Annotated in this window: 18 protein-coding genes and 2 tRNA genes; 7 read left to right on the top strand and 13 right to left on the bottom strand. The window is 71.8% G+C overall.

Going from position 1 to position 23,592, the window contains the following annotated elements; all coding sequences use genetic code 11:
* Positions 1 to 75 precede the first annotated feature (75 nt).
* Together AC1P0E_RS17665 and AC1P0E_RS17660 are read left to right on the top strand one after the other, a co-directional pair.
* Positions 76 to 939, top strand: coding sequence for an RNA polymerase sigma factor SigF (locus AC1P0E_RS17665; RefSeq protein ID WP_482743126.1), 864 nt, complete (start codon positions 76 to 78; stop codon positions 937 to 939).
* Positions 940 to 982: 43 nt separating this feature from the next.
* A complete protein-coding gene (locus AC1P0E_RS17660; RefSeq protein WP_482743125.1) occupies positions 983 to 1,864 on the top strand; it encodes a hypothetical protein in 882 nt (293 codons plus the stop codon).
* 28 nt (positions 1,865 to 1,892) lie between these two features.
* Here the strand turns inward: AC1P0E_RS17660 and AC1P0E_RS17655 are convergent, their stop codons facing one another.
* The gene (locus AC1P0E_RS17655; protein ID WP_482743124.1) at positions 1,893 to 2,108 is read right to left on the bottom strand and encodes a hypothetical protein; all 216 of its coding nucleotides are present in this window, start codon (positions 2,106 to 2,108) and stop codon (positions 1,893 to 1,895) included.
* Between the two features lie 211 nt (positions 2,109 to 2,319).
* On the opposite strand from AC1P0E_RS17655, the gene AC1P0E_RS17650 reads away from it, so the two are divergent.
* The 3 genes from AC1P0E_RS17650 to AC1P0E_RS17640 all read left to right on the top strand — a co-directional run bounded on the left by AC1P0E_RS17650 (position 2,320) and on the right by AC1P0E_RS17640 (position 6,252).
* Positions 2,320 to 2,835, top strand: a complete 516-nt coding sequence (locus tag AC1P0E_RS17650; protein WP_482743123.1) for a MarR family winged helix-turn-helix transcriptional regulator — start codon at positions 2,320 to 2,322, stop codon at positions 2,833 to 2,835.
* A gap of 96 nt (positions 2,836 to 2,931) precedes the next feature.
* Positions 2,932 to 5,268 carry an MFS transporter gene (locus tag AC1P0E_RS17645; RefSeq protein ID WP_482745794.1) on the top strand — a complete coding sequence of 779 codons (2,337 nt, stop codon included), beginning with the start codon at positions 2,932 to 2,934 and terminating at the stop codon, positions 5,266 to 5,268.
* 162 nt (positions 5,269 to 5,430) lie between these two features.
* Complete coding sequence (locus AC1P0E_RS17640; RefSeq protein ID WP_482743122.1) at positions 5,431 to 6,252, top strand: YceI family protein; 822 nt, start codon at positions 5,431 to 5,433, stop codon at positions 6,250 to 6,252.
* Between the two features lie 18 nt (positions 6,253 to 6,270).
* Here AC1P0E_RS17640 and AC1P0E_RS17635 read toward each other — a convergent pair whose 3' ends face one another.
* The 12 genes from AC1P0E_RS17635 to AC1P0E_RS17580 all read right to left on the bottom strand — a co-directional run bounded on the left by AC1P0E_RS17635 (position 6,271) and on the right by AC1P0E_RS17580 (position 18,603).
* Positions 6,271 to 7,074: a GAF and ANTAR domain-containing protein gene (locus AC1P0E_RS17635; RefSeq protein ID WP_482743121.1), complete on the bottom strand. Its 804-nt coding sequence runs from the start codon at positions 7,072 to 7,074 to the stop codon at positions 6,271 to 6,273.
* A gap of 40 nt (positions 7,075 to 7,114) precedes the next feature.
* The gene (locus tag AC1P0E_RS17630) at positions 7,115 to 7,837 is read right to left on the bottom strand and encodes a GAF and ANTAR domain-containing protein (protein WP_482743120.1); all 723 of its coding nucleotides are present in this window, start codon (positions 7,835 to 7,837) and stop codon (positions 7,115 to 7,117) included.
* A gap of 156 nt (positions 7,838 to 7,993) precedes the next feature.
* Entirely contained in the window at positions 7,994 to 8,749 is a 756-nt protein-coding gene (locus AC1P0E_RS17625; protein WP_482743119.1) for a TetR/AcrR family transcriptional regulator, read from the bottom strand.
* Positions 8,750 to 8,837: 88 nt separating this feature from the next.
* Positions 8,838 to 10,355 (bottom strand): MFS transporter, encoded by a 1,518-nt coding sequence (locus AC1P0E_RS17620; protein WP_482743118.1) that lies wholly within the window; start codon positions 10,353 to 10,355, stop codon positions 8,838 to 8,840.
* 85 nt (positions 10,356 to 10,440) lie between these two features.
* On the bottom strand, positions 10,441 to 12,426 hold the full coding sequence (locus AC1P0E_RS17615; protein ID WP_482743117.1) for an ArnT family glycosyltransferase: 1,986 nt from the start codon (positions 12,424 to 12,426) through the stop codon (positions 10,441 to 10,443).
* Positions 12,423 to 13,712 carry a bifunctional glycosyltransferase family 2/GtrA family protein gene (locus AC1P0E_RS17610; RefSeq protein WP_482743116.1) on the bottom strand — a complete coding sequence of 430 codons (1,290 nt, stop codon included), beginning with the start codon at positions 13,710 to 13,712 and terminating at the stop codon, positions 12,423 to 12,425. Before AC1P0E_RS17610 ends, AC1P0E_RS17615 begins: the two co-directional genes overlap by 4 nt.
* A gap of 275 nt (positions 13,713 to 13,987) precedes the next feature.
* Positions 13,988 to 15,457 carry a sensor histidine kinase gene (locus AC1P0E_RS17605; protein WP_482743115.1) on the bottom strand — a complete coding sequence of 490 codons (1,470 nt, stop codon included), beginning with the start codon at positions 15,455 to 15,457 and terminating at the stop codon, positions 13,988 to 13,990.
* Entirely contained in the window at positions 15,450 to 16,172 is a 723-nt protein-coding gene (locus AC1P0E_RS17600) for a response regulator transcription factor (protein ID WP_482743114.1), read from the bottom strand. Before AC1P0E_RS17600 ends, AC1P0E_RS17605 begins: the two co-directional genes overlap by 8 nt.
* A 79-nt stretch (positions 16,173 to 16,251) precedes the next feature.
* Positions 16,252 to 17,133 carry an amidohydrolase family protein gene (locus AC1P0E_RS17595; RefSeq protein WP_482743113.1) on the bottom strand — a complete coding sequence of 294 codons (882 nt, stop codon included), beginning with the start codon at positions 17,131 to 17,133 and terminating at the stop codon, positions 16,252 to 16,254.
* Positions 17,134 to 17,266: 133 nt separating this feature from the next.
* On the bottom strand, positions 17,267 to 18,154 hold the full coding sequence (locus tag AC1P0E_RS17590) for a DUF2797 domain-containing protein (RefSeq protein WP_482743112.1): 888 nt from the start codon (positions 18,152 to 18,154) through the stop codon (positions 17,267 to 17,269).
* A gap of 88 nt (positions 18,155 to 18,242) precedes the next feature.
* Positions 18,243 to 18,315: transfer RNA gene (locus AC1P0E_RS17585), tRNA-Arg, on the bottom strand.
* Positions 18,316 to 18,512: 197 nt separating this feature from the next.
* Positions 18,513 to 18,603: transfer RNA gene (locus tag AC1P0E_RS17580), tRNA-Ser, on the bottom strand.
* A gap of 194 nt (positions 18,604 to 18,797) precedes the next feature.
* Here AC1P0E_RS17580 and AC1P0E_RS17575 point away from each other — a divergent pair.
* Positions 18,798 to 19,271 carry an SSI family serine proteinase inhibitor gene (locus AC1P0E_RS17575; protein ID WP_482743111.1) on the top strand — a complete coding sequence of 158 codons (474 nt, stop codon included), beginning with the start codon at positions 18,798 to 18,800 and terminating at the stop codon, positions 19,269 to 19,271.
* A gap of 237 nt (positions 19,272 to 19,508) precedes the next feature.
* Positions 19,509 to 23,573 (top strand): PAS domain-containing protein, encoded by a 4,065-nt coding sequence (locus tag AC1P0E_RS17570; protein ID WP_482743110.1) that lies wholly within the window; start codon positions 19,509 to 19,511, stop codon positions 23,571 to 23,573.
* Positions 23,574 to 23,592: the final 19 nt, after the last annotated feature.

The raw sequence follows: 23,592 nt of genomic DNA, 5'->3' as shown, positions 1-23,592 counted from the left end.
AGGTGGAGGCTGCTTCCTCCGACGGGAGCGCCCGCCGCTACCGTCCGCGTCCGCAGTGCTTGAAAGGGGGCCGGCATGTCCGCAGAACTGGGCAGCTCGAAGGTGCTCACGAAGGAAGTGCCCGCCGTGCTCGACCAGGTGACGGCTCCTCCGCCGCCGCTGGTGTCGCAGCCGGAAGCCATCGACACCCGCACTCTGTCCCGCTCGCTCTTCCTGCGGCTTGCCGCCCTCGAGAAAGACAGCCCGGACCGTACGTACGTACGGGACACGCTCATCGAGCTCAACCTCCCTCTGGTGCGTTACGCCGCGGCGCGCTTCCGCAGCCGCAACGAGCCGATGGAGGACATCGTCCAGGTCGGCACGATCGGCCTGATCAAGGCGATCGACCGGTTCGACTGCGAACGGGGCGTGGAATTCCCGACGTTCGCGATGCCGACGGTCGTCGGTGAGATCAAGCGCTTCTTCCGCGACACCAGTTGGTCGGTACGGGTCCCGCGCCGCCTCCAGGAGCTGCGGCTCGCGCTGACGAAGGCGAGCGACGACCTCGCGCAGAAGCTCGACCGGTCGCCGACCGTTCCCGAACTCGCCGCCGTACTGGGCGTGTCGGAGGAGGACGTCGTCGACGGGCTGGCGGTGGGCAACGCCTACACGGCCAGTTCGCTGGACTCGCCCTCTCCCGAGGACGACGGCGGCGAGGGCTCGCTGGCGGACCGGCTCGGGTACGAGGACACTGCGCTGGAAGGCGTCGAGTACCGCGAATCGCTGAAGCCGCTGCTGGCCAAACTGCCGCCGCGCGAGCGCCAGATCATCATGCTGCGGTTCTTCGCGAACATGACGCAGTCCCAGATCGGCGAAGAGGTCGGCATCTCCCAGATGCACGTCTCGCGCCTGCTGACGCGCACGCTCTCGCAGTTGCGGGAGGGGCTCATCGCGGACTGACTGGACCCTTTCTAATTGACGAAACGTCAGACACACTGGCGCGATGCGACGTCATGGTCTGACACACGGCCGCCGAGGCGCTGCGACGAGCGCCGCGGCGGTTGTGCTGTGTCTGGGCGGGGTGCTGGCCGCGTGCGGCGGCGGGAGCGACGACGACGGCTATGCGGCGGTCGGTGCGGCGGGCCCCGGGGCGGAGCGTGGGCCGGGACGGGCCGTACCGCCGGAGGGCAAGGTCGAGCTGGTGCCGCTCGACGGGGACAGTGCGCGCGGCGGTGGCGGTGACCCTGGCGGCTCCGGGGACGGTCGCCGGCCGGCCCGCGACGGGGATGCCGACGCGGGCGGTACAGGCAGTGCGGGTGATACGGGTGGTACGGGTGCGCCTGGGGCCGGCGGCAGTGGCTCCGCGACCGGGCGGCCGGACGGCAAGGGGGGCGGCTCGGGCTCCGGCTCGGGCGAGACGGATGCCCCTCGGACGCCGGGCACGTCCGGCGGTGACGGTGGTGGTGGTGGCAGTGGCGGTGGTACGCCGACGAAGCCACCGGCGTCCGGATCGCCCGGGACGCCGGGGAACGGGTCCGGCTCGGGCTCCGGGGGCAGCTCGCCGGCGCCGCCCGCCGGACCCGCCGTACTCAACCTGGGCGATCCGCTGCTCGCACCCGGCGACAAGCGGTGGTGCGAGCAGGTGACCGTACCCTTCCGCAACACCGGGGAGTCAGCGGTCCGTTCGGGCACCGTGACCTTCGCGACGCACATCATCGGAGCGCTGGGCGTGGACTGGGGGACCAGGATGTCGACCCAGCCGCTGCCCGGGCCGATCGCCGCGGGCGCGGCCGTGACGAAGACGTACACCGTGTGTGTGGACGCCTGGCGGGTGCCGCTGGGCATGCGTGTCGAGACCCAGGACGTCACCGCCGACTGGAAGTGACCGTTACAGCGTGATCAGCCGAGCGTGATCAGCCGAGCGCGAGCCAGGCGACCGCCGCGAGGATCACGACGACGGCTACGACGCCGATGATCAGGCCGGTCTTGGGGCCGCCCGACGCGGCGGCCGCGGCCGGCTGCTGCCGCTGCGGTTCGCCGTCGTCTACGAAGGCGCGGAACATCTGAGTGCTGCCCGCCGGGTCGTGCTGACCCTCGGGGCCCTGCGGAGCGTGGGGGTTGTGTGCCATGGGGCACGACCCTAGCGAAGTGGGCACGCTCAGCACACCCCCGGACCGTGCGGCGCGTGTGATCTGCGGTTTTACCGGCCGTACGGACGTCCTTGACCCGCCACGCACGGAGCCTTTTGGGTTCCTTTACTCCAGCAGGCCCGATTTAGTTTGCCTGAAGCAACCAACTACTTCTATGGTTGCCCTAAGCAACAAGATGTTGGAGGTGCCCATGGCCGCACAGAGTCAGTTCGCGGAACTGGCCCGGCAGCTCAGTGCCATAGGCGCCGTGAAGCGCGAGCTCGCACGCATCCTCCCCGCGCACTGCCCGGCCGGATCGGCCGCCGTACTCACCCTCCTCGACCGGCACGGCGAGATGCGGATGAGCCGGCTCGCCGAGCTCCTCGCGGTCGACATGTCGGTAACCAGCCGGCACGTGGCGCATGTGGCGGAGCGCGGCTGGATCGACCGGGCCCCCGACCCGTGCGACAAGCGTTCACGCATCCTGCGGCTCAACCCGGCGGGCCGGGCGCTCCTGGAGGAGCTCTCCGAGCGCTACACCCAGACGCTCGCCGGCGCCCTCGACGACTGGTCCGACGACGAGGTCGGACAGCTCAACAGCATGCTCGCCCGCCTGCGCAACAGCTTCGGTGACTGCCGGGCCAGGGCCCCGCACCACTTCGAGCACGACACGGCAGCAGTACCAGCAATGCCCGTAACACCAGTAACACCCGCAACTCCCGCGTAAGAGCAAAGGAATTCAATGGCTACGACCACACCGGCCGGTGTGCGGGGCGGCCACGCCAAGCAGGGGTCCCACCACCACTCCTCCGACGGCGCGCCGATGACTCACCGGCAGATCATGGAGGCCCTCACCGGTCTTCTGCTCGGCATGTTCGTCGCGATGCTGTCGTCGACGATCGTGTCCAACGCCCTCCCCGAGATCATCAGGGACCTCGACGGCACCCAGAGCGCGTACACCTGGGTCGTCACCGCCGCCCTGCTGTCCATGACCGTGACCACCCCTCTGTGGGGCAAGCTGGCCGACCTCTTCAGCAAGAAGCTGCTGGTCCAGATAGCCCTGGTCATCTTCGTGATCGGCTCGGCACTCGCCGGCATCTCGCAGAACACGGCCACCCTCATCGGCTTCCGCGTGCTCCAGGGCATCGGCACCGGCGGTCTGGTCGCGCTCTCGCAGATCGTGATCGCCGCGATGATCCCGCCGCGTGAGCGCGGCAGGTACGCCGGCTACATCGGCGCGACGTTCGCCGTCGCCACCGTCGGCGGTCCGCTGCTCGGCGGTGTCATCACCGACACCGACTGGCTGGGCTGGCGCTGGTGCTTCTACGTCGGCGTGCCGTTCGCGGCCATCGCCCTGGTCCTCCTCCAGAAGACCCTCAAGCTTCCGGTCGTCCGCCGCAAGGCCAAGATCGACTGGCTCGGCGCCTTCTTCCTGGCCGCCTCGGTCTCCCTTCTGATGATCTGGGTGACCCTGGCGGGCGACAACTACGACTGGATCTCGTGGCAGACGTGCGCCATGGTCGGCGGCTCGATCGTGCTCGGCCTGATCTTCATCCTGGTCGAGACGAAGGCCGCGGAGCCCTTGATCCCGCTGCGCTTCTTCCGTAACCGCACGATCGCGCTCACGTCCTTCGCGAGCCTCTTCGTCGGTGTCGCGATGTTCGGCTCGACCGTCTTCCTGAGCCAGTACTTCCAGCTCGCCCGGGACAAGTCGCCGACGATGTCCGGCGTCATGACGATCCCGATGATCGCGGGCCTGTTCATCTCGTCCACGGTTTCCGGCCAGATCATCACCAAGACCGGCCGCTGGAAGGGCTTCCTGGTCGGCGGCGGTGTCGGCCTGGTCGCGGGCCTCGGCCTGCTCGGCACCATCAAGTACGACACCGACTACTGGCAGGTCGCCGTCTACATGGCGGTCCTCGGCCTCGGGCTCGGCATGATGATGCAGAACCTGGTCCTGGCCTCCCAGAACCAGGTCGAGCCGCACGAGCTCGGCGCGGCCAGCTCGCTGGTGACCTTCACCCGCTCCCTGGGTGGCGCGGTCGGCGTCTCGGCGCTCGGCGCGGTGCTCTCCAGCCGCATCACCCACTACGTCGAGGACGGCCTCGCCGCGCTCCACATCAAGCCGGGTGCGGCGGCCTCCAGCAACACCATCCCGGACATGGACGCGCTCCCCGCGCCGATCAGGACCGTCATGGAGAGCGCGTACGGAGACGGGGTCGCCGACCTCTTCCTGTACGCCGCACCCATCGCGCTGGTCGGTCTGGTGCTGGTGCTGTTCGTGAAGGAGGTCGCCTTGAAGTCGTCCAACGACGACGCGGTGCAGGGTACGGACACGACGACGGAGGCGGAGCCGGCGCCCGCCACCGAGGCCGCCGTCGCGGCCCCGCTCGTCACCGGCAAGACCCTGCACGGCACGGTCCGTACCGCCGAGGGAGCCGCCGTGTCGCACGCCGCGGTGACGCTGATCTCCCTGGCGGGACGGCAGCTCGGCCGCACGGTCGCCCAGGACGGCCGTTACGCACTGGACGCCCCGGCAGCCGGTTCGTACGTCCTGATCGCCTCCGCCGACGGTTTCCAGCCGCAGGCGTCCACGGTGGTCGTGGGTGACGAGCCCGTCGCGTACGACATCCTCCTGTCCGGTACGAGCGGACTCACCGGCACCGTGCGCACCGCCGACGGCGGCCTGCCCGTCGAGGACGCGATGGTGATCGTGACCGACGTACGCGGCGACGTGCTGGCGACGGGCAAGTCCGCCGCACAGGGCGAGTTCGTCTTCGGCGAACTGATCCCGGGCACGGTGACCGTCGCGGTGAACGCGGCCGGCTTCCGGCCGATGGCGCTGCCGGTGGACATCGGCGGCCAGGGCGTCACCCGCGTCGAGGTCACGCTCCGGTCCGGCGCGCTGGTCCAGGGCACGGTACGCGGCGGCGCCGACCGGCGGCCGCTGGCCGACGCCCGGGTGACGCTGATGGACGCGGCCGGGAACGTGGTCGCCACCTCCACCACCGGGGACGACGGGGCGTACGCCTTCGCCGACCTCGACTCGGGCGAGTACACGGTCGTCGCGACCGGCTACCCGCCGGTGGCCGGAGCGCTGACGGTCGCGGGCCGCGGCATCGACGGCCACGACATCGAGCTCGCCCACCCGGGCGAGTAGTCCAGAGCCCCCGGCCGCCCGGGGCGCGTCCCCAGCGGAGGCGCGCCCCGGAGATGGCGGCCGGTGTGGAAACGGGCCCCGGCAGCGGGGCCGACAGGCAGGGGACGGCCTGTCGGTCCCGGCCGGGGCCTTCGCAATTCGTTGGCAAGGAGAGAAAACGGGATGGGACTTCGCGCACAGGTACGGACCCGGGACGGCTGGGCCGTGCAGCACGCGGTGGTGACCGTGACCGACATGACGGGCACGCAGGTGGTCCGGGCGGCGGCGGACGAGGAGGGGGCGGTGAGGACCGATGCTCCCTTGCCGGCCGGTCCTTACACGGTGATCGTGACGGCGGCCGGTTACGCCCCGGCCGCGTCCACGGCGTTCGTGACGGCGAGCGGCCGGGCGGAGGCCGGAACGGTCGTACTGGCCCGCCAGGGCGGCGTCGAACTGCCGCCGCCCGGCATCTGGACCCTGGACCCCGCCCACTCCTCGGTGGCGGCGGTCGCCCAGCACCTGGGGCTCTCCAGCGTGCACGGCCGGTTCCTCGACTTCGGCGGGCGCATCGAGATCGCGGAGGATCTCGGGAAGTCGCGCGTGGAGGCGGTGATCGGTGCGGCGAGCATCGACACGGGCAACGGCATGCGGGACGGGCACCTCAAGTCGCCCGACTTCCTGGACGCGGAGCGCTTCCCCGAGATCACGTACAGCAGTACGGGCCTGATTCCGGCGGGGCCCGACCGGTGGACGGTGCACGGCGAGCTGTCGCTCCACGGCGTCGCCCGCGAGGTCGATCTGGACCTCAGCTACCTGGGGACGGGACCGGACCCGTGGGGCGGCGTACGGGCGGCTTTCCGCGCGAGCGCCGAGCTGCGCCGGGACGACTTCGCCATGAACTACAACCAGGTCGTCCAGGCGGGGATCTCCGCGATCGGCGCGACGCTGCGGGTGGAACTCGACGTACAGGCGGTACAGGGGGAGCGGCTGCCGCAGGCGGCCTAGAAAGCCAGGAGCCCCGGCCTAGAAAGGGGCGAGCCGGTCGGGAGGGGGGTCCTCCTGGCCTCGGCCGGTGAAGGAGCCGGGCGGGGGCGGGCTGCCGCCCGCGCCGGCCACCAGGTCGTGGCAGAGGTCCCGCAGTTTGATGTTCCGGGCCTGCGAGGCGCGGCGCAGTACGTCCATCGCCTCCTGCGCGCTGCAGCGCCTGCGGGCGATGACGATGCCGATCGCCTGGTCGATGACCGAGCGCGAGAGCATCGCGGTCCGCAGATCCTGCACGGTTTCCGCCTCCTGCTCGATGCGTTCGGCGACGGCGACCGCTCCCGCCGCCTGGGCCGAGAGCCGCCGTGCCGTGTTCAGGTGTTCCTCGAAGGCGTCGGGCTTCCCGGAGTAGAGGTTGAGGGCGCCCAGGGTGTGGGAGTTCAGCGCCAGGGGCGTGGCCAGGACGGACCGCACGCCGTGCGCGGCGGCCGCGTCCGGGTAGGGGGCCCAGCGCCGCTCCAGGAGCATGTCGGGGACGTAGTTCTCCTCGCCGTTCTCCATGCTGCACACGCAGGGCCCGGCCTCGGCGTCGTACTGCAGGAGGTCCAGTTCCAGCGCGCCGGCCCCGTTGGCGGCGGCGGTGACGAGGCGGTTGTTGCGGCGCATGGTGATGCTGCACGCGTCGGCGCCCTCCATGGCCTTCACGGCGCGTTCGGTCACGTCATGGAGGAAGGCCTGCAGCCCCCGCCACTCGGTGAAGGCGTCCTGGAGCGACGCCAGGTCGAACCCGCCGCTCGCTCTGCCACCGGTGCCGGCGGCGTCCGTACTCCTCGCCGTGTCCGTCATGCATTCCATCTTCCCGCAAACACGCCGGTAACGCCGGGTGCTATTCGGTGGCCCTGACCTCGACAACGCGTGACGCGATGTCGCGGAGCTTCACATTGCCCTTCTGCGACGCGCGCACCAGACGGTCGAAGGCCTGCGCGGCGTCGATGTTCATCCGCCCCATGAGAATGCCGGTGGCCTGTCCGATCACGTCTCTGGTGTGCATGGCCTCGGCAAGCTGTTCCTGTACGTCGACGGTTTCCAGGGCGATGCCGAGATGTGCCGAGAACAGCCGCCCGATGCGTACGGACTCGTCGTCGAAGGCCCGCGGTTTGCGCGAGTAGAGCGTCAGCACGCTGAATCTTCGCTGGTGGCCACGGAGCCGCAGGAACAGGACGGAACGCAGGCCGCTCTCGGTGAGCACCGGGCCGTGGCCGGCGCATTCGGTGACGTCCTCCACACGGGCGACGGGGCTGGTCCACAGCTCGGGCCGGCGCATGGCGCAGCCGGCTCCGCAGCTGGTCGCGGCATCGACGGTCCGTACCACCTCGTCGGTGCAGGCGACGGTACGGACGCGTCCCGCACGCTCTACGACGGAGATGCTCGCGTGATCGGCGTCGGGCACGATGTCGCAGGCCAGCCCCACCGCGACCCGCGCCGTCTCCGCGCGCCCCTCGGCTTCGTGCAGGGCGGTCGCGGCGGCGGCCAACGACTCTGCCAGCGAGCCGGCCGGCTCGGAATGGGCAGAATCGTATGAAACTTCCGGAATGTCTGACGCAGTCACCACGAACCTCTTCGGCGAGCATGGCTGAGCGTGCGGCCATGCGCAGGAGAGCTCCGCAGCACATTTCCCGACTGCGAGCAAAGGACGGACAGACTCTATCCGCTTCTGTCCTGCGACGAAGCATTCGTGGTGAGTCCTCGGCCACTCGGCGACCGCTCAGCGGGAAGCCATCGCCTCGATGCCGGCGATCAAAGTTTCCAGGGCGAAAGCGAAATCCCGCTCGCGCATCTCCGCCACCGTGTCCCCGCCGCGCGCCTCCACCAGATCCTTCGCGCTCTCGTACGTCTCACGCAGCTGCGGGGCGGTGCTCATCGTGCCCATCGCCTGCGCGAAGTACTCGTCCTGGCTCATGCCCGCCGACGCGCACCGCTGTACGAAGTGACCCTCGATCGTCCCGAAGCCGTACACGAACTGGAAGACGGCGGACAGGCCGCCCATCTGCCCGTGCGGCGGCAACCCGGTCGCGCGCATCACGTCCTGCACGGACCGGGAGAACGCCAGCGAGTGCGGTCCGATGTTCAGATACGTACCGATCAGCGGTGACACCCACACATGGCGGACCAGCAATTCCCGGTAGGCCGTGGCCAGTCCGCGCAGCCGGTCGCGCCAGTCGCCCGTCTCGGCCGGCGGCGTGATCTCGCTGAAGACCGAGTCCAGGGCCAATTCCAGCAGGTCGTCCTTGGTGTCGACGTACCAGTAGACGGACATCGCGGTGACGTTCAGCTCGGCGGCGAGGCGGCGCATGGAGAACTTCGCGAGCCCCTCGGCGTCGAGCAGCCGCACCGACACCGCGGTGATCCGGCCCCGGTCGAGGCCGGCCGGCTGGTCGGCCTTGCGGGTGCGTGAGGTCTTTTCCTCCAGCCAGACGCTGTTCCGGGCCGGATTCTTGACGCGGTTGGCCGCGGACACCATGGCGCACACTCCTCGTTTCGCGCGTCGGGGGCGGGGCGGGGACGGGCCACGGACCGGAATGCTTCCGTCCGCTCCCCCGCTCCCGATGCTATGCCGCTGCTGCTGCTGCTGCTGTGGATGAGTCTGCCCGCTCCGCCCGGCGCAGCAGCACCGCGGCGAGCAGTCCGCCCGCGAGTACGGCGACGGCGCCGACCAGTTGGCTGGTCTCGACCCCCGAGGCGAAGGCGTCCGCGATACGGGCCCGCTCCCCCGCGTCGCCCGCCGCCGCCAGCGCCGCGGGCAGCGAGGCCGCGCCGACGGCGGCCGGTACGAGCCCGGCGAAGCGGGAGTTCAGTACCGCTCCCAGGACGGCGACGCCGAGGCCGTTGCCGAACTCGGCCAGCGTGCCGTTGATCCCGGCGCCGACGCCGGCCTTCTCCGGCGGGATGGCACTCATGATCGCGTTGGCCATGGCCGGCATGGCGAGCGAGATGCCCGCGCCCATCACGACCAGGCCCAGCAGCATTCCGCCGTAGCCGGAGCCGCCGAGGAGTGCGATGGCGGCGAGCCCCGCCGACAGCATCGTCATGCCGGAGGCGATGGTTTTGGGCGTACCGAGCCTGGGCAGCAGCCGCGCGCCGATGCCGGTGAGGTTGAGCACTACGACGGTGAGCGCGAGGGGGGCCGTCCGCAGCCCTGCCTCCAGCGGTCCGTAACCGAGCACGAACTGGAGGTGCTGGGTCAGCAGGAACAGCGAGCCGCCCATCCCGAACGCGACCAGAATCGCTCCCGCCACCGCACCGATGAAGCGCTGGTTGCGGAAGAAGTGCATGTCCAGCATCGGGTACGGGATGCGCAGCTCCCAGACGGCGAAGGCGCCGAGGACGATGACTCCCGTCGCCCCGGAGAGCAGCACCTGGCCGGAGGACCAGCCGTGCTCGGGACCGGAGATGATCGCGTACACGACGGCCGTCATGCCGATGGTGGAGAGCAGCGCGCCGAGCAGGTCGGGCCGGTCGCCCTGCTTGCTCCTGGACTCCGGTACGAGCGAGACGACGGCGACGAGACCGATCAGTGCGACCGGGATGTTGATCAGGAAGATCGCGCCCCACCAGAAGTGGTCGAGCATGATTCCGCCGATCAGCGGGCCGACGGCGAAGCCGAGCGAGTTGACCGTCGACCACAGGCCGATCGCCTTCACCCGCTCGGTGTCGTCGAAGATCTGCACGACGACGGCCAGCGTGGTCGTGATCAGCAGCGCGCCACCGATGCCCATGCCCGCGCGGGCGGCGATCAACTGGGCGCTGGACTGCGCGAGTCCGGCGACGAGCGAGCCGATGCCGAAGAGCGCGAGGCCCGCGATGAGCATCTTCTTGCGGCCGTAGCGGTCGGCGGCGCTGCCGGCGGCGAGGAGAAGGCCCGACTGGACCAGGGAGTACGCGTTGATCATCCACTGGATGTCGGCGGTGGACGCGTCCAGTTCCTTCGTCAGGGACGGGATCGCGACGTTGAGGACGGTGTTGTCGAGCAGCACCGTGAGCTGGGCGAGGCAGATGACACCGAGGATCAGCCAGCGCTGCGGGTGGCCTTGCGCGGTGGGGCGGTTCTCGGCGGTCGTCGCCGTCATGCGGAATCTCCTTGTACGGGGTCGGGCAGGGGCGGAGCGCGCCCGTTCCTGTACACCGTACAAGGAGTTCTTATACGCCGTATATCTATTTCTGGTCGGTCAGGTCGTAGAGGGTGGTCCCGTCGACAGTGATCTTGGTGAAGTTGGCCTCGACCCAGGTGGTGACGGCGGAGTTGCCGCCGCCTGGACCTCCACCGCTGGCGCCGCTCGCGACGAAGTAGTGGATCGCGCCCTTCTGTACGTACGCCTTGAACTCGCCCAGGGTCGGGGACGGGTCGCTGCCGTTGAACCCGCCGATCGCCATCACCGGTTGCCGCGTGGCGAGTTGGTAGCCGGCAGCGTTCTGGGAGCCGATCGCCGCCGCGGCCCAGGTGTAGTCCTCGGCATCGGCGCCGATCCTGGCCGCGGCCTCGGAGCCGACGCTCTGGCCGTTGAGGAGACCGCCCATGCCGCCGGCACCGCCTTCGCCGGCGGCTGCTCCCGGGGCGCCGCCCGGCATCGCGCCGCCCGGCCGGCCTGCGGGTGCGGCCGGTTGGCCGCCGGGCGGGCCGTCCTGCCGGCCCGCGCCCGCCGGGCGCTCACCCGCGCCAGGACCACCGCCCGCAGCGCCACCCGCACCGCCGCCCGCACCGCCCCCGCCGGGACCGCCCCGCATCGAGGCAGGCCCCGCCGTCACGATCGACCCGGTGTGCGCGCTGCCGACCGTCGAGGCGGCGTACGCGCTCGGCCCCGCCAGCGCCGCCGCGAGCCCGAGCCCGGCGAAGGCCAGGGCGATCCGCCGGTCCACGCGCCCCGCGACCAGCAGCCCGAGCGCGGCCAGCAACCCGCAGGCGAGCACGGCCCAGCGCAGCCACGGCAGATAGCCGGCAGTGCGCCCCAACAGCACGTACGCCCACAGCGACGTCACCGCGGCCGTCACGCTCAGCGTCGCGGCCGCGGCCGGCGAACGGCGTTCCTCCCAGAGGACGGTCGTACCCATGCCGATGAGGGCGGCGATGTACGGGGCCAGGGCCACCGTGTAGTACTCGTGGAAGATCCCGGCCATGAAGCTGAAGACGGCCGCGGTCATCAGCAGCGAGCCGCCCCAAGCGACGAACGCGGCACGGGCGGTGTCCGTACGCTTCGACCGCCACGTGATGACGAGACCGGCGACGAGCAGGACCAGCGCGGCGGGCAGCAACCAGGAAATCTGGCTGCCGATCCCCGTACTGAACATCCGCCCGATCCCGCTCTCGCCCCAGCCCACTCGGCCCCCGCCGACGCTTCCGGCCTCCTCACCGTTGATGCGACCCAGGCCGTTGTAGCCGAAGGTCAGCTCCAGAAAGCTGTTGGTCTGGGAGCCGCCGACGTACGGGCGCGAGGCAGCGGGCCACAGCTCGACGATCGCGACCCACCAGCCGCCCGCGACCACGACGGCGAGCCCGGCGAGGGCGAGCTGGCCAAGACGCCGGCGTACCGGCGTCGGCGCGCACACGGCGTACAGCACGGCGAGCGGCGGCAGGATCAGGAACGCCTGGAGGGTCTTTGTCAGGAAGGCGAAGCCGACCACGACGCCGGCCCACACCAGCCACTTGGTCCGCGCGTCTTCGAGGGCGCGCAGCAGGCAGTAAACGGTGACGGTCATCAGCAGCGCGAGCAGCGCGTCCGGGTTGTTGAACCGGAACATCAGCGCGGCGACGGGCGTAAGCGCGAGCACGGCGCCCGCGATCAGACCGGCGGCGGGAGAGAAGCGGCGGCGTACGGCGGCGTACAGCACCGCGACCGTACCCACTCCCATCAGGACCTCGGGGACGAGGATCTGCCACGAGCCGAGGCCGAAGAGCCGTACGGACAGGGCCATCGGCCACAGGGCGGCCGGGGGCTTGTCGACGGTGATGGAGTTCGCGGCGTCGGACGAGCCGAAGAAGAAGGCCTTCCAGCTCTCGCTGCCCGCCTGGACGGCGGCGGAGTAGAAGGAGTTGGCGTAGCCGGAGGAGCTGAGATTCCACAGGTAGAGCAGCGCGGTGGCGAACAGCAGCCCGGCGAGCGCGGGACGTACCCAGCGGGGATCGCCGCTTCGGTGTGTGGTCATCGGCCGGCCTTCTTCGGTTCGCGTTCGGGGTGATCGGCGCGCCGGTCCGGGAAGACCCAGGCGCGGAAGAGCAGGAAGCGCAGTACGGTCGCGGCGAGGTTGGCGGCGATGAGCACGGCCAGTTCGGCGCCGTGGGAGGGTGCGCCGGTGGCCGCGTCGAGGGCGGCGAGGGAGCCGCTGGTGAGGGCGAGCCCGATGCCGAACACGACGAGGCCCTGGGCCTGGTGACGTACGGCGCGCTCACGGCCCCGTACCCCGAAGGTGAGCCTCCGGTTGGCCGCCGTGTTGGCCACGGCCGAGACGAGCAGGGCGAGCGAGTTGGCGGCCTGCGGGCCCACGCCCGCCCGGAAGGCGGAGTACAGCGCCAGGTAGACGAGCGTGCTCAGCGCGCCCACGACGCAGAACCCGACGAGCTGGCGGGCCAGGCCGCCGGGGATTCCACCGATCGCGCGATCACGCGGGTCGTCGCCGAAGGGCCGCGCCAGCCGGTCCAGCGGCAGCGCGCCGACCGCGAGCGCCCGCCCGACCCGCCAAACGCCCCTGAGATCGTCGACAGCCGTACGCATGATGCGCACCGTGCTGTCGGGGTCGTCGACCCAGTCCACCGGCACCTCGTGGATGCGCAGTCCGGCGCGTTCGGCGAGCACGAGCATCTCGGTGTCGAAGAACCACCCGGTGTCCTCGACCATCGGCAGCAGCCGCTCGGCGACGTCGGCGCGTATCGCCTTGAATCCGCACTGCGCGTCGGAGAAGCGCGCGGCGAGCGAGGAGCGCAGGATCAGGTTGTACGTACGCGAGACGAACTCGCGCTTGGGCCCGCGCACGACCCGCGAACCACCGGCGAGCCGGGAGCCGATCGCCAAGTCGGAGTGGCCCGAGATCAGCGGGGCGACCAGAGGCAGCAGCGCCTTGAGATCGGTGGACAGATCGACGTCCATGTAGGCGAGGACGGGCGCGTCGGAACGCTCCCAGACGGCACGCAGGGCCCGCCCGCGCCCCTTCTGCTCCAGCCGTACGGACGTCACTTCGGGCATCACGCGCCCGAGCCGGGCGGCGATGTCGGGCGTGCGGTCGGTGCTCGCGTTGTCGGCGACGGTGATCCGGAACGCGTACGGGAAGGTGCGGGCCAGGTGCTCACGGAGCCGGAGCACGCACGCTTCGAGGTCCTTCTCCTCGTTGTGGACGGGGACGACGACGTCGAGCACAGGGGGTACGGGGATGCCCGGCTCTCCGGCCGGAAGGTGTTCCCTGGCCGGAAGGGCACCCGCTGAAGTGTGGGTTCGCATGATCCCGAGACTCACGAACCGCCCTGTCAGCGAAGTGTGACGCCCCTGTGCGGTACCTGTGAGTACACCCTGCCTCTCGCGTCACCCGCCGACCGCCGCACCGCCAGGCCACGCCGGCCCCCGCCGCACCCGTCACGCTGCCGGAGGGGACGTGCCGGGGCGCTCCCCGCAGGGCGCCGAACGCAACCCGCCCCCAACACGCCCAGTACCCCGGTGTTCGACGCCCGAGGAGACGCCCCGACACGGCACCGACCACGAAGCCCGGGGCCGCCGAATCACACCCGCGGCGCAGGCAACCGCACCGCGAAGACCGTTCGCCCCGGCGCGCTCTCGACCGTCACCCCGCCGTCGTGCGCGCGTACGACCGCCTGCACGATGGCAAGCCCGAGCCCCGTAGAACCGGCACCGGCACCGGTCTCCCCCACCCGCCCCCGCGACGCATCGCCACGCGCGAAACGCTCGAAGACGTACGGCAGCAGCTCCGGCGCGACGCCGGGCCCGTCGTCCCGCACCTCCACCACCGTCCACCCGCCCTCGCGCCGAACACACGCGGTGACAGTGGTCCCCGGCGGGGTGTGCGTGCGCGCATTGGCCAGCAGATTCACCAGCACCTGCTGGAGCCGGGCCGGATCACCGCGTACGACGGCGGGATCGTCCGGCAGCTCCAACCGCCAGACGTGCCCCCGCCCGGCCACCCGCGCATCACTCACCGCGTCCACGACGAGCGGCGAGAGATCAGTGCTCTCGTACGACACCGACTGCGGCCGCCCCGAGTCCAGCCGCGCCAGCAGCAACAGATCCTCCACCAGCCCGGTCATCCGAGCCGCCTCCGACTCGATCCGCCCGAGCGCGTGCCGGGTGTCGGGCCCGGCCGCCTCCCGCCCGCGTCGCGTCAGTTCGGCGTACCCGCGGATCGAGGCCAGCGGCGTACGCAGCTCATGGCTCGCGTCGGCGACGAACTGCCGTACCCGCGTCTCGCTCTCCTGCCGTGCCGCCAGCGCCGAACCGACGTGCCCGAGCATCCGGTTGAACGCCGCGCCGACCTGTCCGACTTCGGTCCGCGGGTCGGCCTCCTGCCCCCGTACCCGCTCGTGGAGCGCCACCTCGCCGCTGTGCAGCGGCAGTTCCGAGACACGCGTCGCGGTCGCGGCGACCCGCCGCAGCGGCCGCAGCGCGACCCCCACGATCGCCGTCCCCGCGAGCCCGGCGGCCACCAGCCCGGCGGCCGTGACGCACACCTCGACGACGATCAGAGTGCTGACCGTGTCCTGTACGCCGCCGAGCGGAAAGCCCAGTACGACCGAGCCGTCGCGCGTCGAGGCGATCCGGTAGTCCCCGAGCCCCGGCACCGCCACGGTGTGCGCTTCGGCGTCACGCTCGACCGAGCCGAGCGCCCGCATCTGCGCCTCCGACAGGGCGGCCAGGTGTCCCTCCGGCCGCGCGCCGGGCGCTTCGACGCTCTTCGCGCCCACCAGCACGGTCCCGTCCGCCGCGACGCGCCCGCCGACGGTCCCCAGCGGCTGCCCGGGCGCCGCCACGAACCTCAGCTCCTGGCCGGTCGTCGCCTCTGCCGGATCGCGCTCGGCCCGCCGCACGGACGACGTCAGCTGACCGTCGAGCTGATTCTCCAGGTACGAGTGCAGCGCGATCGTCGTGACCGCCCCGATCGCCGCGGCGACCACCGCGATCAGCGCGAGGGCCGACACCACCAGGCGGGTCCGCAGGGACACCGCGCGCTCACCCACCCGGCTTGATCAGATACCCCGCCCCACGCCGGGTGTGAATCATCGGGGTGCGACCGGCGTCGATCTTCCTCCTCAGGTACGAGATGTAGAGCTCGACGACGTTCGCCTGCCCACCGAAGTCGTAGCTCCACACGCGGTCCAGGATCTGCGCCTTGCTGAGCACGCGCCGCGGGTTGCGCATCAGGAAGCGCAGCAGCTCGAACTCGGTCGCCGTGAGGTGAATCCCCTCCCCTCCCCGCGCGACCTCGTGGCTGTCCTCGTCCAGCGTCAAGTCCCCCACTTCGAGGAGTGATTCGCTGCGTACGGCGGCGGCCGCCGTCCCCGATCGCCGGATCAGCCCGCGCAGCCGCGCCACCACTTCCTCCAGGCTGAACGGCTTGGTGACGTAGTCGTCGCCGCCCGCAGTCAGCCCGGCGATCCGGTCCTCGACGGAGTCCTTGGCCGTCAGGAACAGCACAGGAACATCCGGCAGTTCACAGCGCAGCCGCCCGAGGACGGCGAGGCCGTCCATGTCCGGCAGCATCACGTCCAGTACGACCGCGTCGGGCCGGAAGTCGCGCGCGCAACGGACCGCTCCCGCGCCGTCGCCGGCGCTGCGGACCTCCCACCCCTCGTATCGCAGCGCCATCGACAGCAGCTCGGCGAGCGGCGCCTCGTCGTCCACGACGAGCACCCGGACGGGCCCGCCGCCGGGTCTGAGCATTTCGGTACGCATGGACCCAGGCTGGGGGACGCCCCTGAGAGCACTCTTGCCCGTTCCTGTGAATCCCCTGAGAAACCCACAGGCCCCGCCGCTACAGCCGGAAGAGCCGCTCCGCGTTTCCGTGGCAGACGGCCCGCAGCCAGTCGTCCCCCAGCCCGAGCCGCTCCAGGGCCTCCAGCTGGTGTCCGTAGCCGTACGGAATGTTCGGGAAGTCGGTCCCCAGCAGGATCCGGTCCCCCGAGTCCGCCAGCCTCCCCAGCTCGCCCGCCGGGAAGGGGGCGAGGCGCTCGGAGAAGTCGGTGAAGGCCATGGTCGTGTCCAGCCGGACCTCTCCGTACCGCTCGGCCAGCTCAAGGAAATCGGCGTACTCCGGCATCCCCATGTGCGCCACCACCAGCCGCAGCCGCGGATGCCGCGCGAGCAGCCGGCCGACCGGCTCGGGGCCGGTGTGCTTGCCGGGCGCGGGCCCCGAACCGCAGTGCATCACCACCGGAACACCGGCCTCGGCCAAGAGCCCCCACACTGGGTCGAGCAGCGCGTCGTTGGCGTCGTACGCCCCGACCTGGAGGTGCGACTTGAAGACCCGCGCCCCGCTCTCCACGGCCTGCCGCACGTACGCCGCCACCCCGTCCTCGGGAAAGAGCGTCGCCGTGTGCAGGCACTCGGGCGTACGGGCCGCGAAACCGGCCGCCCAGTCATTGAGCCAGGCCGCCATCCCCGCCTTGTGCGGATAGAGCATCGAGGTGAAACGGCGCACCCCGAACTCCCGCAGCAGCGCGACCCGTTCCTCCTCCTCGTGCCGGTAGGCGATGGGCCACTCCATCCCGGTCAGCGGCCCGACGGCGTCGAAGTACGCCCACACCTTCCTGAGCACCTGCTCCGGCATGAAGTGCGTGTGTACGTCGATGATCCCCGGCAGCCCGAGCCGCCCCCAGAACCGCCGTACTCCTTCAGCCTCTTCAGGCTCGCTCAATGCAAGTCCATGCGCTTCGACAGGCTTGTTGTCCATGACGATCACTCTCCGCCGCCTCCGTCCCCGGAGTCCAGACTCATTGCGGTACGGGATCCAAAGGGGATCCAAGGGGATCCAGGCCCTGCCCTTCCGGTCAGAAGAGCCCGCCCTGCACGCCCCGCTCCACGCTCCTCACCGGCACGCTCACGCCCGCCGCACCGCTCTGCGCCCCGGCCAGTTCCCACCCGCTCATCAGCCGGGTGTCGAGCACCACCACCCCGCCGTCCGCCGTCCCCAGATGCAGATCCGGCCCGGCAGCGGCCAGCAACCGTCCCGCGACCGCGCCGCCCGGTGCCAGTTCGGTCACCACGCCGGTCATCGGCCGCAGCCCTTCGAGCCCGAACGCCCCGGCGTGGTCCACCGCCTCGAACGGCGCCCGCTCCAGGGACTCGGGCCACCCCGCCAGCGCCCCGGCCCGCCGGTGCAGCTCCTCGATCTCCCGCGCCCGCTCCGCCCGCGCGGGCAACGAGGCCCGCACGGCCCGCTTCTCCTTGTACGCGATCCGGTCGGGCACCCCCAGCGCCGCCCGCAGCAGCTCCTCGGTCCGCCGCGCCGCCATCAGCGGTCCGCGCCCCAGCCAGGTGAACGCGACGGCGCCCTGCTCCAGCAGCCGCGCGGACCCGCGCTCGTCCGCCGTGATCCCGACCTTGACCATCCCCGGGCCGAACCAGGCGAGGTAGACGGCGTACGGCCGGGGATCGTCGGCCATCGTGTCCGCCGCCACCGACCGCGACCGGTCCAGCCGCGCGCACTCGGGGCACTGCCCGCCGCTGCTCCGCCGGGGCACCGCGGCGCGGAGCGGGCACCCGCCCCGGCGCGCCCCCACACACAGGCGCTCGGCGCCCGCCACCCGGAAGGCGACGTCACCCCCGTATGCCAGCCCGCTGACACGCTCGACATGCTCATGGCGTCCCCTGCCCCCGTACCAGGCAAGCGCCGGACGCCCCGCCGTCCACCGCAGCCCACCGCACAGCCAGCTCATACCAGGAGGCTAACGGCAGCCTCTGACAACCGGCCGCGACAAAAACCAGAGGCCCTGACGATTTCTCGTCAGGGCCTCTGGCTGGCTGTGCACTCGGCAGGATTCGAACCTGCAACCTTCTGATCCGTAGTCAGATGCTCTATCCGTTAAGCTACGAGTGCTTGGCGTTCCGGGCTTTTTCGGCCCCGTCGGCGTTGCGAGAACAACATTACATGACCTGCGCCGTCACGCGAAATCCATTAGCCGGACCCATGCTGAGCTGCGGAAACGGCCTTCAGGCGGCTGCTGAAACGCCCCCTCGACGACCGCCGAACGGCCGAAGCCCCGGTCGTTGGACCGGGGCTTCGGTGATCACGCGCGGAGGCGGAGGGATTTGAACCCTCGATGGGCTTTAAGACCCAAACCGCATTAGCAGTGCGGCGCCATAGACCGGACTAGGCGACGCCTCCAGCACACTCTCTCGCCTGCGCGAGTGGGTGCGTGCAGATGATGACACAGCCTTGCGGGATGCCACCAATCGCTGACCACGGTACTAGGCAGGCGGGGGCCAGAGCAAAGTCTTACCGGTTGCGCAACGCCCGGGGCTGCGGAGCGTTAGAGAGTGCGGGGCGCCCCTGCCCCCTCTTGAGCCTCAGGAGCCTCCATGCTGCGCCGCCTCACCCTCACCGCCGCCGCGTCCTTCGCCGTACTGTCCGCCGCCGCCCCTGCCGGGACCGCCGTGGCCGCGCCGATCCCGCTTCCGCTGCTCCAGGACGTACTCCAGAGCGTGGAGGACGAGCCGCAGGACAAGCAGGACCGGCTCACCGTGACCACGGCCGAAACGGGCAACCGCGCCGCCAATGGAACGTACGAACTGAAATGCGGGCCCGCCGGCGGCACGCACCCGGAGGCGCAGGCCGCCTGCGACCGGCTCGAGGAGCTGGCCGGGCAGGACGGCGACCCCTTCGCGCCCGTGGCGCAGGACCGGATGTGCACCCACCAGCACGGCGGGCCGGCCACGGCGCGGATCACGGGTACCTGGAACGGGCGAAGCGTCGACGCGAAGTTCAATCAGGGCAATGGCTGCGAAATCTCCCGCTGGCGTGAGATGGAGCCGGTACTTCCCAGCGTGCGTTGACGTCCGCCCCCGGCCCGCCCGCGGCGCCGCCGCGGGGCACTCGTGCCTGGTCAGGGCGTACGCCGAGCCGTCCGATGTGCCCCCAAGCGCACACAACCTTGGTGAGAGCTCCCCCTCATCCGCCGTCGCGCGCCCACCGCCTGCCTTTAGACTCCCTCCAGTGACAGCTTGCGGCCCGAGGGGCAAAATGAGGCCGGCTGTCGGCAAGGTGCAGTAGTTCAGGGAGGAACCGTCGTCGTGAGCAGCAGGCCATCCCGAGGCGCTGCTCGCCTCGCAGCGATACTCGACGCACTTCCTGACGGGCTGTTGCTCGTCAACTGCAACGGCACCGTCGTCAACGCCAACACCATCGCCCTGGAGACGTTCGAGTCGCCGGGCACCGGACTCGTCGGGCGCGGACTGCTCGATCTGCTCCCGATGTTCGACTCGAAGCTGATCCCCGGATCGATGCGGCGGGCCGACGGCGAGGACGATCAAGGGCGTACGAAGCCGACCCGGATGATCGCGCGGCGCACCGACGGGACGGAGTTCCCGGTCGAGGTGACCAGCGCGAACCTGGAGGACGGCCGCGACGCCTACGCCTCCCACACCGACCGGCCCAGCTTCACCGGTGACGAGCTGCTGATGCTCGTCGTACGCGACCTCTCGGGGACCGTCGACACCGAGGCCGAACTGGCCCGTTCGCAGCGCCAGACCGAGATGATCCTGCGCGCCGCGTCCGAGGGAGTCGTCGGTACCGACACCGACGGACGCGTGGTGCTCGTCAACCCGGCCGCCGCGCAGATACTGGGCTACCGCGCGAGCGACCTCGGTGGCAAGGAGCTGCACCCTCTCGCGATCCACTCGAAGGGGGACGGCACGCCCTTCGAGTACGAGGAGTCACCGCTCGCCGACACCCTCAAGTCCGGGCGCAAGCACCGGGTGCGCGGGCAGGTCCTGTGGGCGAAGAACGGCAAGCCGGTCGCCGTCGACCTGACGACCGCTCCGGTACGGGACGGCGACCAGCTGGTCGGCGCCGTGATGACCTTCACCGACCGCCGGCCGTACGACGAACTGGTCGAAAAGCAGGCAGAGGTGCTCGAACGCGAGACCAAGCGGTACGAGGAGATGGCCGGGCGGCACGCCCAGCTGACCGCCGTACTGGGTGACTCGCTGCGCGGGCCGCTGGAGGAACTGCGGGCCGAGCTGGGAACGCTGGCCTCCGACCCCGCCGGGCAGCTGTGGCCCGAGGCGAACCAGATCCTGCATCATCTGGCGGCCGGATACGCCCGGATGACCACCCTTGTCGAGAATGTCCTGGGCTTCCAGCGGCTCGCGGCGGGCACCGAGCAGCTGACGAAGGCGAAGGTGCTGCTCGACGGCGTCGTGGCGGCCGGTGTCGAGGGCGCGATCGAGCTGATCGGTCCGGGCCGGGCGCAGTTCGCGGTGCACGCCCCGCCGATCGAGGCCGAGGTGGACGCCGGGCGACTGGCGACGGCGCTGGCGCATCTCGTCGCCGACGTGGCCGGGATCGACTCGACGGGCAAGGCCCCGGCGGCGGCGCCGGGCGGCGGCTACACGGACTCGACGATCGTGGTCGCGGCGGCGCAGCGCGGTGAGGTCGTACGCATCGAGGTGCGCGGGCCGTACGCCGGGGGAGACCCGGTGCACGAGCCGATCGTGCGCGGCATCGTGGCGGCGCACGGCGGCGTACTGCAGACGCACGAAGTGCCCGGTATGGGCGGGAACGCGTACGTACTTGAGGTGCCGCTCGGTGCGGGCGCCGGGGCGGTCGCTCCGGCGCAGGGCAAGGCGGCCGCTCCGGATCCGGTGCCCGTGCCGGGGCAGCAGTCGGCGCCGGCCGACGGTGGCGGGCGACGGGCACGGCGGTCGTCCATGGACGCCTTCCTGGAGTCGGACGGCAAGCGCGCGGCGGGAGAGCGGGAAGCAGCGGGGGAGTCGGCCCCGGCCGGCGAGGGCTCCGAGGCCGCGGCGCCCACCGGGCGGCGCAGGGCGCGGCGTGCCGGGGCGGGCGAGGCGGGCGCCGGGCGGCCGCAGGAGCAGATTCCGGCGCAGGCCGGAGGGGACGATGTGGGCCCGGCCTCCGGTCCCGCGGGCGGCTCCGGTGGTACGGGGCGCAGGCGTGGGCGGCCCAGTCCCGTCGAGGGTGGCGGCGAGGGGCGTACGGCAGGCGGAGGCGGAGGCGGCCTGGAGCTGCGTGCCGCGCTGCCGGCCGGCGCACCGCCCGCGCCTTCGGGTGCGGTCTCGGAGGGCTCCGTCGTGACGGCCTCCGAGGGGGCGCACGGAACCGGGCGCGCGGCGCTCGGGGAGACGGTGCCGCCCCAGGGTGTGCCCGTCGACGTACCGGGGTCCGCGGGGGGCCGTGCACGGCGTGGTGACGACGGCGCGCGTGAGAACGTGCCCGCGCTTCCGGCTCTGCCTTCCGCGCCGTCTTCGGTCAGCGAGTCCCAGCAGCAACAGCAGCAGTCTTCCGGGCGGCGGGCTCGGCGGGCGCTCGCGCCGGCGCAGGAGCGGCCCGAGGCGCCCCGCAGCCCGTTCGCGCTGCCGCCGGCCGACGCCGACCGTGTGCCGCCGGCCGCCGGTGAGGCGGACGCCTCGCTGCCGGGCCGCCACGACGCCGTACGCACCGCTCCTGACGCCGACCACACTCCGCCGCAGCCACACCCGGCCCCGGCACCGACGGGGCGGCGCAGGGCGCGCGGCGACGTTCAGCCCGGTCAGCCGGAGCAGCCGTCGCTGCCCGACTGGACCGCGAACGGCGTTTCCGGCACGGAAGCCCCCGCTGCGGCCCCGGACGACCACGCCGGCCACGCCCGCCACGACAGCGGTGCCGTGTCCGTGCCCCCGAGCTGGTCGGCCGCCCCCGGCGGAGCCACCTCGACGACGACCGGTAGCACTCAGACCTGGCCCGCTGCCGGCCTGGCTGTCGCGGCGGCGGGCGAGGACGAGGCCGAGCAGCACGCGGGCGCAACCGCTGTCGCGGGCGGCGCGAACGGCGTCGCTTCCCCCGCGTCCGTCTCCGCACCCGCCCCCGTCTCCACCCCTGTCTCCGGACCGCAGCAGCCGCACGCCGCACAGCCGTTGCCGCCCGCCCAGCCACTGCCCGCCGAAGCACCCGCAGCGGCATCCGCCCGGACGCCGGCCCAGGCACCCGGGCACACGCCCCCGCCGGCCTCCGCTCCCCTGTCCCCCGACTCCACGCAAGGCCGCGCGTTCAGCGTGCGCACCCTCGGCCAGGGCATGCCCTTCGCCCAGCAGATCGCGCAGCAGCAGAACCAGACCCTGGGATCGGGGCGGCGCCGCAAGCTCGCCGCCGCGCGGCCGGAGTCCGAGCAGTCCACGCCCGCCGGGGGCACCGAAGTGCCGGAGAGCGGTGACGGGCCCGCCGCCCGGCCGCACCCGCAGGGCCAGGGCCCGCTGCAGCAGCGGCTGTCGGCCCAGGCAGCGCCGTCGGCGGGCCGGGCGTACGCCATAGGAGCGCCCGACGAGGGCTCCGAGGGCCCCGAGCCGCTGGACGGCCCCAACGGAGCCGTGGAGGTGGCCAACCGGCCCCAGCCGCAGCCCGTCGACGACGAGCTGCCTCCCGAGCCGCTCGACAACCCGCGCCGTCTGCTGGTGTGGCCGGCCCCGGATGCCCCGACGCAGCAGGCGCTCAGCGACCGCGGCTACCGCCCGGTGATCGTGCATTCCCGCGAGGAGGTCGACGCGCAGATAGCGGCGTTCCCCGCCGCGCTGTTCGTCGACCCGCTGACCGGGCCCATCACCCGTACGGCGCTCCAGTCGCTGCGCCAGGCCGCCGTCGCCGCCGAGGTCCCCGTCCTGGTGACGGCCGGACTCGGGCAGGCGACGCGTGAGGCGGCGTACGGCGCGGATCCCGCCGTACTCCTCAAGGCGCTCGCGCCGCGCGACAGCGAGCAGCACCCCTCGCGTGTCCTGCTGATCGAGGAGCACGAGGAGATCGCGCTCGCGCTGACGGCGACGCTGGAGCGGCGCGGCATGCAGGTCGGGCGCGCCGGCACGGACACCGAAGCGGTCACGCTGGCGACGCAGATGCGGCCGAACCTGGTGGTGATGGACCTGATGCAGGTACGTCGCCGCCGCGCCGGAATCGTCGACTGGCTGCGGGCGAACGGGCAGTTGAACCGTACGCCGCTGGTCGTCTACACCTCGGCCGGCCTCGACGAGGGCGAGCTGCACCGGCTCGCCTCGGGGGAGACGGTCCTCTTCCTCGCGGAACGCTCGACGAGCAGTGAGGTGCAGGGCCGGATCGTGGACCTGCTCGCGAAGATCGGCACGAACTGACCGGCAGGAACCGAAAACT

The organism is Streptomyces sp. TRD_SC_5 (assembly GCF_056836825.1).
The sequence above is the reverse complement of the archived record's forward strand: the minus strand, read 5'-3'. Positions and strand labels throughout refer to the sequence as shown.

Excerpts from the sequence above, each read along its gene's own strand:
- AC1P0E_RS17635 (WP_482743121.1), bottom strand. The coding sequence starts at position 7,074 with ATGACGGACACGGCGAGGAGTACGGACGCCGCCGGCACCGGTGGCAGA.
- AC1P0E_RS17660 (WP_482743125.1), top strand. The coding sequence starts at position 983 with ATGCGACGTCATGGTCTGACACACGGCCGCCGAGGCGCTGCGACGAGC.
- AC1P0E_RS17645 (WP_482745794.1), top strand. The coding sequence starts at position 2,932 with ATGACTCACCGGCAGATCATGGAGGCCCTCACCGGTCTTCTGCTCGGC.
- AC1P0E_RS17620 (WP_482743118.1), bottom strand. The coding sequence starts at position 10,355 with ATGACGGCGACGACCGCCGAGAACCGCCCCACCGCGCAAGGCCACCCG.
- AC1P0E_RS17655 (WP_482743124.1), bottom strand. The coding sequence starts at position 2,108 with ATGGCACACAACCCCCACGCTCCGCAGGGCCCCGAGGGTCAGCACGAC.
- AC1P0E_RS17590 (WP_482743112.1), bottom strand. The coding sequence starts at position 18,154 with ATGAGCTGGCTGTGCGGTGGGCTGCGGTGGACGGCGGGGCGTCCGGCG.
- AC1P0E_RS17615 (WP_482743117.1), bottom strand. The coding sequence starts at position 12,426 with ATGACCACACACCGAAGCGGCGATCCCCGCTGGGTACGTCCCGCGCTC.
- AC1P0E_RS17610 (WP_482743116.1), bottom strand. The coding sequence starts at position 13,712 with ATGCGAACCCACACTTCAGCGGGTGCCCTTCCGGCCAGGGAACACCTT.
- AC1P0E_RS17650 (WP_482743123.1), top strand. The coding sequence starts at position 2,320 with ATGGCCGCACAGAGTCAGTTCGCGGAACTGGCCCGGCAGCTCAGTGCC.
- AC1P0E_RS17640 (WP_482743122.1), top strand. The coding sequence starts at position 5,431 with ATGGGACTTCGCGCACAGGTACGGACCCGGGACGGCTGGGCCGTGCAG.
- AC1P0E_RS17600 (WP_482743114.1), bottom strand. The coding sequence starts at position 16,172 with ATGCGTACCGAAATGCTCAGACCCGGCGGCGGGCCCGTCCGGGTGCTC.
- AC1P0E_RS17665 (WP_482743126.1), top strand. The coding sequence starts at position 76 with ATGTCCGCAGAACTGGGCAGCTCGAAGGTGCTCACGAAGGAAGTGCCC.
- AC1P0E_RS17575 (WP_482743111.1), top strand. The coding sequence starts at position 18,798 with ATGCTGCGCCGCCTCACCCTCACCGCCGCCGCGTCCTTCGCCGTACTG.
- AC1P0E_RS17625 (WP_482743119.1), bottom strand. The coding sequence starts at position 8,749 with ATGGTGTCCGCGGCCAACCGCGTCAAGAATCCGGCCCGGAACAGCGTC.